The following is a 12373-nucleotide window of genomic DNA, read 5'->3' on the forward strand; positions in this document are numbered from 1 at the left end:
GTCGTCCAACCGTCGGTGAAGTGTCACCGGTCCGTAGCCGTTCCGTCGCCGAAGCCGCGTAGGCCAACCCGATCATCCCAAGGGGTTGGCATGGCCGGCATCGTTCTCGACGGCATCGAAAAGGCGTTCGGCGACACGCGCGTCCTCAAGGGCGTCAGCCTCGCCTTCGACGCCGGTGCCTTCGTCTCGCTGGTCGGCCCGTCAGGCTGCGGCAAGACCACGCTGCTGCGCATCATCGCCGGGCTTGAGAGCGCCGATCGCGGCCGCGTCACCATCGGCGGGACCGACGTGACCGGCCGGCGCGCCGCCGACCGCGACGTCGCCATGGTGTTCCAAAACTATGCGCTCTATCCGCACATGACGGTGGAGCAGAACATGGCCCTGCCGCTGGTCATGCGGCGGCTCTCGGCCTTCGAGCGCGCGCCCTTCCTCGGCCGCCTCGTCTCCGGCACGGCTGATCGCCGCATCGCCATCCGCCGCGAGGTGAAGGAAGCGGCCAAGCTCCTCTCCATCGACCATCTCATGGCGCGCCGCCCCGGCCAGCTCTCCGGCGGCCAGCGCCAGCGCGTCGCCCTCGGCCGCGCTATCGTCCGCCATCCCAAGGCCTTCCTGATGGACGAGCCGCTGTCGAACCTCGACGCGGCCCTGCGCCACGACATGCGCCGCGAGCTCGTCGACCTGCACCGGCGCGTCGGCGTCACCACGGTCTACGTCACCCACGACCAGGCCGAGGCCATGACCATGTCCGACCGCGTGGCGGTCATGCTCGGCGGCGTCGTCCTGCAGTTTGGCTCGCCGCGCGAGGTCTACGAGCAGCCCGCGACCATCGACGTGGCGAAGTTCATCGGCTCACCGCGCATCAACACCCTTCCCGGGGAGGCGGGTACGGATGGCCGCGTCAGCCTCGCCGGGCACCTCACCGGCGAAGTAGCCCCGCGCGCCTCGGGACCGCTGCAGCTCGGCATCCGCCCCGAGCATCTCACCCTCGCCGCCGAGGGCATCGCCGTGGGCGTGCGCCATGTCGAGTTCCTCGGCGCCGAGGTGCTGGTCTACGGCCAGACCGAAGCCGGCGGCACGCCGGTGATCCTGCGCCTTGACCCGGCTGCCTGGGAGGCCGCGCCCTCCCGCGAGAGCATCCGCGTCGCCCCGCTCGCCGGCCGCCTGCTCGCCTTCGATGCCGGGGGCACGCGGATCGGCCTGATCAGCGCCGCCGCCGCCCGGCAGGTCCAGGAGCCTGCCCCGCCCCTCGCGCGGGTGCCCCGCTATGTCTGACCTGGCGCTGCCCTCGGCTCTCGCTGGTGCGGCACGCGAGGGCGACCGCATCGGCCGCGGCGAGGCCATCGCCGCCTGGCTGCTCACCGCCCCGGCCATCATCGCCTTCGTCCTGATGCTGCTGGTGCCGACGCTGGCCGTGGTCGCCATCGCCTTCACCGACTACGAACTCGGCGCGCGGTCGCTCAGCTTCATCGGCCTCGCCAATTTCGCCGAGCTGCTGGAGGACCGCGGCTTCGTCACCTCCTTCCGCAACACCGCCTTCTTCGTCGCGGTGACCACGCCGGCCTCGGTGATCGGCGGCCTCGCCCTGGCGCTCGCCATCGAGGGCGGCCAGCGCGGGCGCACCTTCTTCCGCGCCGTATTCTTCCTGCCCGTCGTCTCGCTGATGGTCGCGATGGCGACGGCCTTCCAGTACATGTTCCACCCGACCATCGGCCCGGTGAATGCGCTGCTGCGCAGCTTCGGGCTTGCCGGCCCGAACTGGCTCGGCTCCTCCGACAGCGTGATGTGGACGCTCTCCATCATCGGCGTCTGGGAGCAGATCGGCTTCAACATGGTGCTGTTCCTCGCCGGCCTGACGGCGATCCCGCGCGACCTCTACGCCGCGGCAGAGGTGGACGGCGTGCGCTCGAGCTGGTCGCGCTTCTGGACGGTGACCTGGCCGCTGCTCGGCCCCACCACGCTCTTCGTCCTGACCATCACCATGATCCGGTCGTTGCGCGTCTTCGACATCGTCGCGACGCTGACCCAGGGCGGTCCGAACAAGGCCTCCGAGGTGCTGCTCTACACCATGTACACGGAGGGCTTCACCTTCTTCCGCATGGGCTATTCCGCCGCCATCACCGTGGTGTTCCTCGCCGTGGTGGTCGTCCTCATGCTCCTCCAGACGCGCCTGATCGACCGGCGCGTCCATTACGGGTGAGGCGGCGATGATCCCCGGTTCCAACGACCGCAGCCTCTTCGCCGACCTGCCGCGCCTCGCCATCCTGTCGCTGCTCGGCCTGCTCTTCCTGATGCCCTACATCTGGATGGTGTCGGTGTCGCTGAAGCCGCTGGACGAGGTCTGGCGCGCCTCGATGTCGCTGATCCCCGAGACCTTCGCCATCGACAAGAACTACGGCCGCGTGTTCCGCGAGGTGCCGATCGGCCGCTACCTCCTCAACGGCGCCATCGTCTGCGCCGGCATCCTCGTCTTCCAGCTCGCCTTCGCCCTGCCGGCCGGCTACGCCCTCGCCAAGCTGAACTTCCGCGGCCGCGAGACGCTCTTCGCCTTCGTCATGCTGGGGCTGCTGATCCCCGCCCATGTGCCGGCGATCCCGCTCTACATCGCCTTCGCCCAGACCGGCATCCTCAACACCTATGCCGCGCTGATCGCGCCCTCGACCATCTCGGTCTTCGCCATCTTCATGTTCCGCCAGTTCTTCCGCGCCATGCCGGACGAGCTCATCCAGGCGGCGCGCATGGACGGGCTCGGCGAATGGTCGATCGTCTGGCGCATCGTCGTGCCCAATGCCTGGCCCGCCGCCACCGCCTTCGCGATCTTCTCGGTCGTCGCCCACTGGAACGACCTGTTCTGGCCGCTCATCGCCGTGTCGGGGAAGGGCGAGCTCGCCACCCCGGCGCTGGGCGTCATCTACTTCCGCACCGAGGAGGCGGGCGACGATTTCGGCGCCCTCATGGCCGCCGCGACGCTCACCACCATCCCGCTCGTCGCCGCCTTCCTCCTCGCCCAGCGCCGCTTCATCGAGGGCATCACCATGACCGGGCTCAAGGGATGAGCCGGGCCGGGGACGCCTGATCCGTCATGCCCCCGCGGCCGGAGGGGCCGGCCGGCGGGGGTTCTCCCACGACAAGCCCCGGAACCGAGGTCGTCATGTCCATGAAACTCTCCCGCCGCTCGACGCTCGGCCTGATGGCCGGCGCCGCCACGCTCGCCGTGCCGAACGTCGTGCGCGCCCAGACCATCGAGGTCGTCGCGCATTACTCCATGCCGCCGATCTTCAAGGCCGCCCAGGAGGCCGTCGCCGAGGCCTTCAACAAGCAGTCCAGCCGCGTGAAGGTCACCTATGTGAACCCCACGCCGAACTACGAGGACGGCGCCCAGCTGATCCTGCGCCAGGCGACCACCGGCGGCCTGCCGGACGTGTCCTTCCAGGGTCTCAACCGCCTGCGTCTCTTCGCCGAGCGCGGCATTGCCGCCGACCTGAAGCCCTTCCTCGACCGTGAGGCCGACCTCGGCAAGCTCGGCTATTCCCGCCCGATCCTCGGCCTCGGCTTCCATGGCGGCGTCCAGTGCGGCCTCGCCTTCGCTACCTCGAACCCGATCAGCTACCTCAACGTCGATCTGCTCAAGAAGGTCGGCTCCAGCGCCGAAGCCTTCCCGAAGAACTGGGACGATGTCATTGCCCTCTCGGCGAAGATCGCCGCCCTCGGCGACGGCAATACCGGCATGTTCTTCCGCTGGCCGGGCGACGACTGGATGTTCTCCGCGCTGCTCTACGGCTTTGGCGGCCGCATGCTGACCGAGGACGAGACCAAGGTGGCCTTCGACGGTCCCGAGGGCCTCGCCGCGGTGCGCCTGCTCGATCGCATGGTCAAGGAAGGCAAGATGCCGAACTTCGGCGCCTCCGCCACCGCCACCGCCGACCTGCAGGCGTTCGGCGCCGGCAAGATGGGCATGATGTTCCGCACCACCGCCCAGGTCCGCCAGATTTCCGGCATGGTCGGCAACAATTTCGAGATGCAGACCACCACCCTGCCGGTGATCGATCCGGTGAAGGGCCGCCTGCCGACCGGTGGCGCCGGCGCCATGATGACCGCCAAGGATCCCGCCCGTCAGGACGCGGCCTGGGAGTTCATCAAGTTCGCCACCTCCGCCGAGGGCACCACGCTGATGGTGAAGAACACCGGCTATGTGCCCTGCAACCAGCTCGCCATCGACGATGCGTCCTATCTCGGCGAGTTCTACAAGGCGAACCCGCTCTTCGTCGCCGCGACCAAGCAGGTCCACCTGATGGTCCCGTGGTACGCCTTCCCCGGCCAGAACTCGGTGCGCGTCACCCAGGTCATGGTCGACAACCTCGCCCGCATCGCCGAGCAGAAGGCCTCGCCGGAAGAGGTCGTGCGCGACATGGCGCGCGAGGTCACGCGCCTCATCCCGCGTCGCCAGGGCTGATCGGCCCTGCCACCGTCCCGCCCGGAGCGATCCGGGCGGGTTCGGCCCGCATCGGCGGATGCCGGGCCTTGTCACCGAGAAACTGGCGCACCGCCGGATCGCGGGCAAGGCCGATGGCCCGTTCGAAGGCCGCTGCGGCCTCCTCCGCCCGGCCGAGTTCGGCCAGCAGATGCGCCCGCGTCGCCCAATAGGGCTGGTGCGTGGCGATCACTTCGGCGCCGATCGCATCCAGCAGGGCAAGGCCCTCCGCCGGGCCCGACACGGCGGCCAGCGCGGCCGCATGGCCGATCCGGGCGCCGACCGTCGGCACCAGCGCCACCAGACCCCGATAGAGATGTTCGATCGCCGGCCAGTCGGTCCGCCCGGTGCGCCTGCGGTCGGCATGGACGGCCTGGATCGCCGCCTCGAGGCCGAAGCGGCCGGGCCTGCCGTCCGGCCGGGCGCGGCGCAGCCGGTCCTCGGCCTCGGCGAGGAGCGCCTTGTCCCAGAGGGCGGGGTCCTGCTCCGACAGCGGCACGAAGGCACCGGTCAGCCGGTCGCGGCGGGCCGGTCGCCGGGCTTCCGCAAAGAGCAGCAGCGCCAGCAGCGCCATGGCCTCCGCATGGGCCGGCGCGCAATCGGCGACGATCCGGGCGAGCCAGCAGGCCTCCTCGGTCAGGTCGCCGCGAGCGTCCTCGCCGGCGAAGGCATCGTCCCAGCCGAGCGTATAGGCGGCGTAGATCGCCCCGAGGACGGCGTCGATCCGCGCCGGCAGCACCTCGGGACCGGGGAGCTCGAAGCCGATGGCGAGATCCCGGATCCGGGCCTTGGCGCGGACGAGGCCCTGGCCAAGGGTCGCGGGCTTCACCAGGAAGGCCGAGGCCATCAGGCGCACCTCGATGCCGAGGATGGTCTGGAGGATCAGCGGCGTGCGGATGCCGGGATCGATGGCCGGATGGGCGCAGGCGAGCATCAGCCCCAGCCGCTCGTCGGGAAAGGGTCCGTCCTGCCGGGCGAACCGTTCTTCGGCGAGCAGCGTGACCTCGGCGCCGTGCGTGGCGGCCGTCGCCTGCCGCCGCCAGGCATCGACGGACAGGCGCCGTGCCGTGGCGAGCAGCCAGGCCTCCGGATTGTCCGGCACGCCCGTCCGCGGCCATGTCTCCAGCGCCCGCAGCAGCGCTCCGCCGAGGGCATCCTCGGCGGAGGCGAGGTCCCGGCCACGGGTGGCGAGCAGGGCGAGCAGGCGCCCGTAGGACAGGCGTGCCGCCCGCTCGACCGCTCTCGCTGCCGCGTCAGCCATGGATCAGGTCACATAGACCGGCCGCACCTCGACCGCGCCGGTGGCAGCGGCCGGGTTGCGGGCCGCCCATTCCAGCGCCGTGTCGATGTCCGGCACCTCGATGAGGTAGAAGCCGCCGAGCTGCTCCTTGGTCTCCGCATAGGGGCCGTCATGGATGTCCCGGCGGCCCTCCACGAGGCGGAGCGTGGTTGCGGTATGGGAGGACATCAGGGCCGCTCCACCGACCAGCACGCCCGCCTCGATCAGCGCCTTGGTGTAGGCGCCCCAGGCCGGCGCGTCCGGCTCGTTCTCCGGCAGCCGATCAACGAAACCATCAGGCTTCACGTAGTTCAGAATGGCAAAGCGCATGAGAGCCTCCCTCACTGCCGGACGACGGGCATGAGCAGCGCGGTCGGCCGCCGCTCAGGCCTGCACATGTCATTGTCGCGCGGCCTGACGCCAAAGTAGAGACCGGCCGCGTCGACGGCGAGAAGGTCGTGATCCTCGTGGCAGACCGAGACCGGCTTCCAGCCCGCGCAGCCCTTGGCGGAGATGTCGACCTCGACATTCAGCGACAGGCCGCAGGAGGCGAAGCCGAAGGCCTGGACGATGGCGGGATCATCGGTGAGCAGCGTCACCCGCTTCACGTCCTCCGAGAAGACCGCCTCGAAGGCGCCCTCGACGCTCATCGACGGCGCGCCGACCCGGTAGGGGCCGTCGGTGCGGAAGGAGAAGGTGCGGCGCTGCATCGCCGGGTCCAGCGCATGGGTGAAGACGAGGCTCCAGCGCCCGTTCTCGAAGGTGAAGCGGCGGGTGCCGTAGCCGCCGTACCAGGGCTCGGGCGCCGAACTCGCATAGGTGCCGGACAGGCGTTCGAGCTCCGCGCGCGGACCAAAGCGGTCGCTGGCGAGAGTGGGAAGTGCGGCGAAGGCCAGCAGGCCGGCCGCACAGGCGAGGGGAAGATTCATAAGGGCTCCATCAGGTGAGCGGAGGCTCACCACGAACCTCCTGCCCCCATGACGGACGGGCCCCTGCCCTTTCGACAGGCGGTGCAATTTTTCTTGTCCGGCAGCCTCACGCGGCCGGCGCGGACGCCCCGAGGTGCGTCACGCCAGCCCCACCAGCCGCCACAGCAGGGCAAGGCTCAGGAGCAGCATCGCGACCGAGGTGGACAGGTAGGCGAAGCGGTAGAAGGCCTCGGCGCGGGCCCTGGCGATCGCCCATTGCGCGATATCGCCATGCGGGCGCTGGTGCTCGTCGAGGATCATCCAGACCTCGGTGCTCCGGAAGGGCTGGCCCGGAGCCCGCCAGGCTTTCAGGATCAGGATGAGCGCGGTGAGAAGGTAGGAGCCGCCGCCGAGCTTGAGGGCGGTGACGGGATCATAGGCCAGCCCAAGCATGGTCATGACGATCCCGAGCGTCGCGAAACCGCACCCCCGGGCGGTGGAGACGTAGGCGGCCTGTCGAACCTGCGGAGACATGCGAGCAACTCCGAGCATGTGGCGGAATGACGCACCACGCTAGCAGATGCTCCAGAAGGATCGAGAGGGGGACATCGCTCTCACAGGCTGTTGAATGGCGGGTTTGCATGGCTTGCAACCCCGCGGAAGGACCTGCCCTAGAGCGCGCTGAACGCCCGCAGGACGGCCGGGAGGGAGAGGATCGCCAGGGTCGAGACCCAGATCCACAGCGACAGGGTGTTGGTCCGCCCGCCATTGGCAAACCGCTCGTAGAGCGCCGCCGGCACCCCCGCCAGCATGATCGTGAAGGTCGAGGTGATGAGGCTGGCGAAGAGCAGGATGAACGGCGCGGAGACCGGCAGGAAGGTCGAGGGATACCAGAAGGCATGCACCAGGAAGACGAAGCCGGTGAAGGGCGAGAAGATGCCGTTGAGGATGCCGAGGCCGAGGATGCCAAACAGGAAGGGCTCGGCGAGAACCACGGGGGCGTCCTGGTTGTCGGTCGGGTTGCTGGCCATGGCGGTTACCCCGCGATCCGTGGGGCAAGGCCCCAGCGCGCCATCTCGAAGAACAGGAAGATTCGGAACGCCAGGGTCCAGAGGATGGCGAAGAGAATGACCACCTGCAGCGGCACGGCGCCGGGCGTGATGGCCCGAACCGGACGCACCGCGAGGTCCGAGGTCCAGACGAAGCCGCGCCAGATGTAGTTGTCCCAGGTCGGCGGCACGAAGAGGCCGAGGACGAACCGCCCGAGGCAGGCATACATCACCAGCGCCAGCACATAGTTCGGCACGTGGAAGTACCAGTACTGGAAGAACGAGGAGGCGGCGTCCACGCGAACTCTCCGTGATGGCGGGACCAGCCCCTGCCCTGATCGTCAGGGTCGGACCGCGCCGGCCCCTGCGTCAAGCAGGACGGCCGGCGCGCCGACAAGAAACGGGGACCCGTCGGGCCCCCGTTCCGATGCTGTGGGATGGGGCGCCGTCAGTGACCGACGGCGGCGCCCTTCTCCTGCATGACCACGGCGCCCTTCGGACGACGGATCTCGTCGATGAAGTTCTGCATCTCCTGCGACGGCTCCTTGGTGAACTTGGACACAGCCCAGATCACGAGGAAGCCCAGCGGCAGGCCGAACAGGCCCGACGAGATGCCACGCACGCCCCACCAGTTGGCAACGACCTGCGCGGTGCGGTCGAGAGCCGCCCAGTTGGCCGCCGTCGCCGACGCCGCATAGGCTGCCTTGGCCGCCTCATAGGCCTGGTACTGCGCGGCGGTCGCGATCGAGAGACCCTTCCAGGTCTCGTAGAAGGCGGGCGCGTAGTAGCGGGTGCCGACGAGGTAGTAGAGCGTGATGCCGAAGCCCACGACGATGCCCCAGATCGCGCCCTGCGTCGTCGCCTTCTTCCACCAGACGCCGAGGATCAGCGCGGGGAAGAAGCCGGCTGCCGCCAGCGAGAAGGCCCAGGCGACCATGGCGACGATGTCGGCCGGCCTGAACGAGGCGACATAGGCGGCTGCGATGGCGACGATGATGAGGAGCACGCGAGCGACAACCAGGCGCTTCTCGGTCGAGGCGTTCTGGTCGATCATCTTGTAGTAGACGTCGTGCGACAGGGCGTTCGCCATGGCGAGCAGCAGGCCGTCGGCGGTCGAGAGAGCCGCCGCGAGGCCACCGGCCGCCACGAGACCGGCGATCACATAGGGCAGGCCGGCGATCTCCGGGGTGGAGATCACGATGGCGTCTGCCTGGATGCCGAAGTGGCGGAGCTGGATCGTCGGGTTGAACGAAGCCACGTCACCGGTGTGCTGCATCACGCGGGCGCAGGCCGTGCGGACCGCCTCCAGCGTGGTCGCGTCGACACCGCAGATCTGGATCAGGCCCACGCGGCCGTAGGAGCGGATCCAGCTCAGGTTCTCGGCGGAGAACAGCGTCGCGAGGTTCTGACCGACGACGTTGTTGTACACCTCCATCTTCGCGAAGGCGGCATAGGCCGGCGCCGTGAAGTACAGGATGAAGATGAACAGCAGCGACCAGCCGACCGACTTGCGGGCTTCACGCACCGAGGGGGTGGTGAAGAAGCGCATGAGGACGTGCGGCAGGGACGCCGTGCCGACCATGAGGCAGAGGATGAGGCCGAAATAGTTGACGTACTCGACCCACAGCGCCGCGCCCGAGAGGGCCGGGTTGCCGAAGGACGGGTTGATGTAGCCAACCGCCGGGACGACCACGTCGCCGGCCGCCCGGAGCGCCGCTTCCTTGGCGGCGATCTGGGAGAGCACGTCGCCATAGGTGAGCTGCGGGATCGGGATGCCGTACTTCTGGGCCGACAGGATCACCACCGGGATGAGGTAGGCGATGATCAGCACGATGTACTGGGCCACCTGGGTCCAGGTCACCGCGCGCATGCCGCCGAGCATGGAGCAGACGAGAATGCCGACGAGGCCGACATAGACGGCCACGACATAGTCCATGTTCAGGAGGCGGGCGCCGATGAGGCCGGTGCCGACGATCTGCGCCACCACATAGGTGAAGGAGCAGCTCATCAGCACGATGATCGCGAGCGTCCGCGCCACCTTGCCGCCGTAGCGGAAGGAGAAGAAGTCCGGGATCGTGTAGGCGCCGAACTTGCGCAGGAACGGCGCGATCAGCGTCGCCACCAGCACGAAGCCGCCGGTCCAGCCGAGGATGAAGGCGAGGCCGTTATAGCCGAGCAGGTAGAGCGAGCCGGCCATGCCGATGAACGAGGCCGCCGACATCCAGTCGGCCGCGGTCGCCATGCCGTTGTAGAGCGCGGGGACCTTGCGGCCCGCCACGTAGTACTCCGAGACCTCCGCGGTGCGCGAGAGGATGCCGATGGCGGCATAGACGCCGATCGTCAGGGCGACGAAGGCGTAGCCGATCCAGGGCTTGGGCATGCCGACCTGTTCCAGGATCGCCAGCAGGACGACGCAGCCGAGGAAGGACAGGGTGTAGAGGGAATAGACGCGACCAAGGTTGGAGAGAAAGTCGCGACCGTCGGACTGAGCAACTGACATTGTTCGCCCCCCGCCTCAGTCTTCCGACACGCCGAACTCCTGATCGATCTTTTCCTGCTTGTTGCAGAACCAGAAGATCAGGATGACGAAGACGACGAGAGAGCCCTGCGCGGCCATGTAGTAGCCGAGCGGGAACTTCAGGATCGGGATGGAAATGCCGTTCAGTGCCGGTGCGAAAAAGTGCACGAAGAACGAAAAGAAGGCCCAGATGCCCACTGCCGTGAACGTCAGTTTCTGGGTGGCCTTCCAATAGCCCACGTCATCGGGCTTCTGCGCTGGATCGTCGGGCGCTTGCGCCATGCTTTACCCTCCTTGTGCCCCTGGGGCATTGCGACCGCCGGACGACGGCCTCATGCGATGCACCTCCCGAGCGCCCGCCTGCGTGCTCTCCGGCACACTTGTCGACGCAGCACCGCGCCCGGTGTCAAGTTGAACTGACACTCAGGCGTGACTTCTGAAGTTCTTCCGCTCGTCGTTGCTGCTTTGCACAAAAGGCGAAAGCAACGCGACGGGCGCTCGACGAAAAAACGGTAAACACCACCCTACCGCCGACAATGCGACGAAAGTCGAATATGGCTGCGGCGAATGGCAGCGCCCCATCGCAAATCGCGGCTTTTGACACCGCACGATCAGGCGTCAAAACGCCGCAGACTGCGTCATTTTGCCCGTTTTCGGCGGGTTCGCGTGACCTTCGGTGGCCGCGGCGGAGCCGGCTGATATAGTCAGCCGCACAGGGGGAACATGCCATGGGACTGCTCGATGCCATCCTTGGCCGCCAGAAGAAAATCGCGTCGTGGTCAGGCCTCGAAGACTTCATCGACGCCCGCGCAGCCTTTCTCGTCAATCGATCGATGTATGAATACAGCCGCGCCCGGGCCGGAATCCTTGCGGAGAAGCTGTTTCGCGAACAGTCCTTCAAGGATGCCATCGAGGAGGGCCGGTGGCGGGCCTTTCCCCTGAGCGTCTCGAACGTGCTGGAGTTGGTCGACGGCCATCTGCGCAGCGCGGCGGCCGGCCGGGAGCCGGCGCTGCTCGACGCGCTGATTGCCGCGGGGCGGAACGTGCTCGGCCGTTATCCCTGCCCGGCCGGCGTCGATCCGGAATGGTGGGGCCAGCGGGCCGACGGAGTGGAGACCAGCCTGCGCCGCGCGGCGCTGGCCGAGCCGAAGGCGCCACAGGACATCTGCAAGGCGACCTTCGACGAGATCTTCGCGCTCGTCCCCATTCATCCCGACCTGATGAAACTCGACCGCGAGGTCGTCCTCAACCACATGCGAGGCATGATGGTGAACATGGCCGGCGAGGCCGAGGCTCTCCTCGATCGCCGCGCCCTCGCCGGCGCGCTGGCCACCGGTCCGGCGCCGCACTGAGGGAGGCGTGTTTCCGGCGGCCGATGCGACAAAGTGCGCGGATCGGTTTCATACTTTCTGTTGAGACCAGGAGCGACATCCGCATCATGGGCCTGCCGAAGCAGCCAGCTCCCACTAGGTGGCTGCCGGCTCCCAACTTTCGGGCCCGCGGAGACCATCCGCGGGCCTTTTCTCGTCCCGCTCGAACTTCGGCCGGCCGGCCCCGTCGGATGATGAGCTCGCCCTCGCGAGACGCATCGGAAACGCAGAATCGCCGCGGTAGCGCGGTCGCGAAACGCTGACCGGCCAGAAGACATGCCGATGGGCCGGCTCATCCGGTCCACCGCGATGGTCTCAAACGCTGCAAACGGGCGCATGATGAAGACAGTTTTTGCCTGCAAGGTCATCGCCGCGGCCTGCCTTGTCGCTGCGACGGGCATCATGGCGGCGGCCGCCGCCGAACGCTTGCCACGGTCGTTCCACGGCACATGGGCTTCGGATCTCGCCCAGTGCGCGGAAACGGGCGAACTCACCCCGACGCGCATCGATGGCCGGTCCATCCTCCAGTACGAAAGCGGCTGGAGCATCCGGACCTGGACGCGGCGCGGCAACGTCTGGGTCGGTCGCGGACGCGCATTCGACGATCAGGACAGCACGCCGGCCACCGTCCGGTTGCGCCTGCGCGCCGACGGCACGCTCAACTTCGATTCCACAGGATCGGGCCCCATGCCGGACGAGGCGGGGTGGGTGCGATGCCCGGCGGAGACCGGCTCGTCCAGCGCGACGCGGTAGCATGCCGGCGCGTCCCGGTGAGCCGCTA

The 12373-nt window shown here is 68.4% G+C and carries 14 protein-coding genes; 6 read left to right on the plus strand and 8 right to left on the minus strand.

Annotated elements, in window-relative coordinates:
- Positions 1-90 precede the first annotated feature (90 nt).
- The 4 genes from C8P69_RS08700 to C8P69_RS08715 all read left to right on the plus strand — a co-directional run bounded on the left by C8P69_RS08700 (position 91) and on the right by C8P69_RS08715 (position 4450).
- Positions 91-1272, plus strand: a complete 1182-nt coding sequence (locus C8P69_RS08700; protein ID WP_211353810.1) for an ABC transporter ATP-binding protein — start codon at positions 91-93, stop codon at positions 1270-1272.
- Positions 1265-2197, plus strand: coding sequence for a carbohydrate ABC transporter permease (locus C8P69_RS08705; RefSeq protein WP_108176134.1), 933 nt, complete (start codon positions 1265-1267; stop codon positions 2195-2197). The genes C8P69_RS08700 and C8P69_RS08705 overlap by 8 nt, the downstream gene beginning before the upstream one ends.
- 7 nt (positions 2198-2204) lie before the next feature.
- Complete coding sequence (locus C8P69_RS08710) at positions 2205-3053, plus strand: carbohydrate ABC transporter permease (protein WP_108176136.1); 849 nt, start codon at positions 2205-2207, stop codon at positions 3051-3053.
- 95 nt (positions 3054-3148) lie between these two features.
- Positions 3149-4450 carry an ABC transporter substrate-binding protein gene (locus tag C8P69_RS08715; RefSeq protein WP_108176138.1) on the plus strand — a complete coding sequence of 434 codons (1302 nt, stop codon included), beginning with the start codon at positions 3149-3151 and terminating at the stop codon, positions 4448-4450.
- Here C8P69_RS08715 and C8P69_RS08720 read toward each other — a convergent pair.
- The 8 genes from C8P69_RS08720 to C8P69_RS08755 all read right to left on the minus strand — a co-directional run bounded on the left by C8P69_RS08720 (position 4428) and on the right by C8P69_RS08755 (position 10504).
- Complete coding sequence (locus C8P69_RS08720; RefSeq protein WP_108176140.1) at positions 4428-5729, minus strand: RNA polymerase sigma factor; 1302 nt, start codon at positions 5727-5729, stop codon at positions 4428-4430. The two genes, C8P69_RS08715 and C8P69_RS08720, sit on opposite strands and share 23 nt — an antisense overlap.
- Before the next feature lie 3 nt (positions 5730-5732).
- Complete coding sequence (locus C8P69_RS08725; protein WP_108176142.1) at positions 5733-6077, minus strand: YciI family protein; 345 nt, start codon at positions 6075-6077, stop codon at positions 5733-5735.
- Between the two features lie 11 nt (positions 6078-6088).
- On the minus strand, positions 6089-6676 hold the full coding sequence (locus C8P69_RS08730; protein WP_108176144.1) for a hypothetical protein: 588 nt from the start codon (positions 6674-6676) through the stop codon (positions 6089-6091).
- 138 nt (positions 6677-6814) lie between these two features.
- Complete coding sequence (locus tag C8P69_RS08735) at positions 6815-7189, minus strand: hypothetical protein (protein WP_108176146.1); 375 nt, start codon at positions 7187-7189, stop codon at positions 6815-6817.
- A gap of 137 nt (positions 7190-7326) precedes the next feature.
- Entirely contained in the window at positions 7327-7686 is a 360-nt protein-coding gene (locus C8P69_RS08740; RefSeq protein ID WP_108176148.1) for a hypothetical protein, read from the minus strand.
- A 5-nt stretch (positions 7687-7691) separates the two neighbouring features.
- Complete coding sequence (locus C8P69_RS08745) at positions 7692-8003, minus strand: YggT family protein (RefSeq protein WP_108176150.1); 312 nt, start codon at positions 8001-8003, stop codon at positions 7692-7694.
- A 149-nt stretch (positions 8004-8152) separates the two neighbouring features.
- Positions 8153-10204 (minus strand): sodium:solute symporter family protein, encoded by a 2052-nt coding sequence (locus C8P69_RS08750; RefSeq protein WP_108176152.1) that lies wholly within the window; start codon positions 10202-10204, stop codon positions 8153-8155.
- A gap of 15 nt (positions 10205-10219) precedes the next feature.
- Positions 10220-10504: a DUF4212 domain-containing protein gene (locus tag C8P69_RS08755; protein ID WP_108176153.1), complete on the minus strand. Its 285-nt coding sequence runs from the start codon at positions 10502-10504 to the stop codon at positions 10220-10222.
- A gap of 446 nt (positions 10505-10950) precedes the next feature.
- Between C8P69_RS08755 and C8P69_RS08760 the strand changes: the two genes are divergently transcribed.
- Entirely contained in the window at positions 10951-11574 is a 624-nt protein-coding gene (locus C8P69_RS08760) for a hypothetical protein (RefSeq protein ID WP_108176155.1), read from the plus strand.
- Between the two features lie 300 nt (positions 11575-11874).
- A complete protein-coding gene (locus C8P69_RS08765) occupies positions 11875-12345 on the plus strand; it encodes a hypothetical protein (protein ID WP_108176156.1) in 471 nt (156 codons plus the stop codon).
- Positions 12346-12373: the final 28 nt, after the last annotated feature.

Origin of the sequence: Phreatobacter oligotrophus (genome assembly GCF_003046185.1) — a bacterium.
Lineage (GTDB): Bacteria > Pseudomonadota > Alphaproteobacteria > Rhizobiales > Phreatobacteraceae > Phreatobacter > Phreatobacter oligotrophus.

Coding starts and splice junctions, on each gene's coding strand:
- C8P69_RS08700 (WP_211353810.1), top strand. CDS start 91: ATGGCCGGCATCGTTCTCGACGGCATCGAAAAGGCGTTCGGCGACACG.
- C8P69_RS08705 (WP_108176134.1), top strand. CDS start 1,265: ATGTCTGACCTGGCGCTGCCCTCGGCTCTCGCTGGTGCGGCACGCGAG.
- C8P69_RS08710 (WP_108176136.1), top strand. CDS start 2,205: ATGATCCCCGGTTCCAACGACCGCAGCCTCTTCGCCGACCTGCCGCGC.
- C8P69_RS08715 (WP_108176138.1), top strand. CDS start 3,149: ATGTCCATGAAACTCTCCCGCCGCTCGACGCTCGGCCTGATGGCCGGC.
- C8P69_RS08720 (WP_108176140.1), bottom strand. CDS start 5,729: ATGGCTGACGCGGCAGCGAGAGCGGTCGAGCGGGCGGCACGCCTGTCC.
- C8P69_RS08725 (WP_108176142.1), bottom strand. CDS start 6,077: ATGCGCTTTGCCATTCTGAACTACGTGAAGCCTGATGGTTTCGTTGAT.
- C8P69_RS08730 (WP_108176144.1), bottom strand. CDS start 6,676: ATGAATCTTCCCCTCGCCTGTGCGGCCGGCCTGCTGGCCTTCGCCGCA.
- C8P69_RS08735 (WP_108176146.1), bottom strand. CDS start 7,189: ATGTCTCCGCAGGTTCGACAGGCCGCCTACGTCTCCACCGCCCGGGGG.
- C8P69_RS08740 (WP_108176148.1), bottom strand. CDS start 7,686: ATGGCCAGCAACCCGACCGACAACCAGGACGCCCCCGTGGTTCTCGCC.
- C8P69_RS08750 (WP_108176152.1), bottom strand. CDS start 10,204: ATGTCAGTTGCTCAGTCCGACGGTCGCGACTTTCTCTCCAACCTTGGT.
- C8P69_RS08755 (WP_108176153.1), bottom strand. CDS start 10,504: ATGGCGCAAGCGCCCGACGATCCAGCGCAGAAGCCCGATGACGTGGGC.
- C8P69_RS08760 (WP_108176155.1), top strand. CDS start 10,951: ATGGGACTGCTCGATGCCATCCTTGGCCGCCAGAAGAAAATCGCGTCG.
- C8P69_RS08765 (WP_108176156.1), top strand. CDS start 11,875: ATGGGCCGGCTCATCCGGTCCACCGCGATGGTCTCAAACGCTGCAAAC.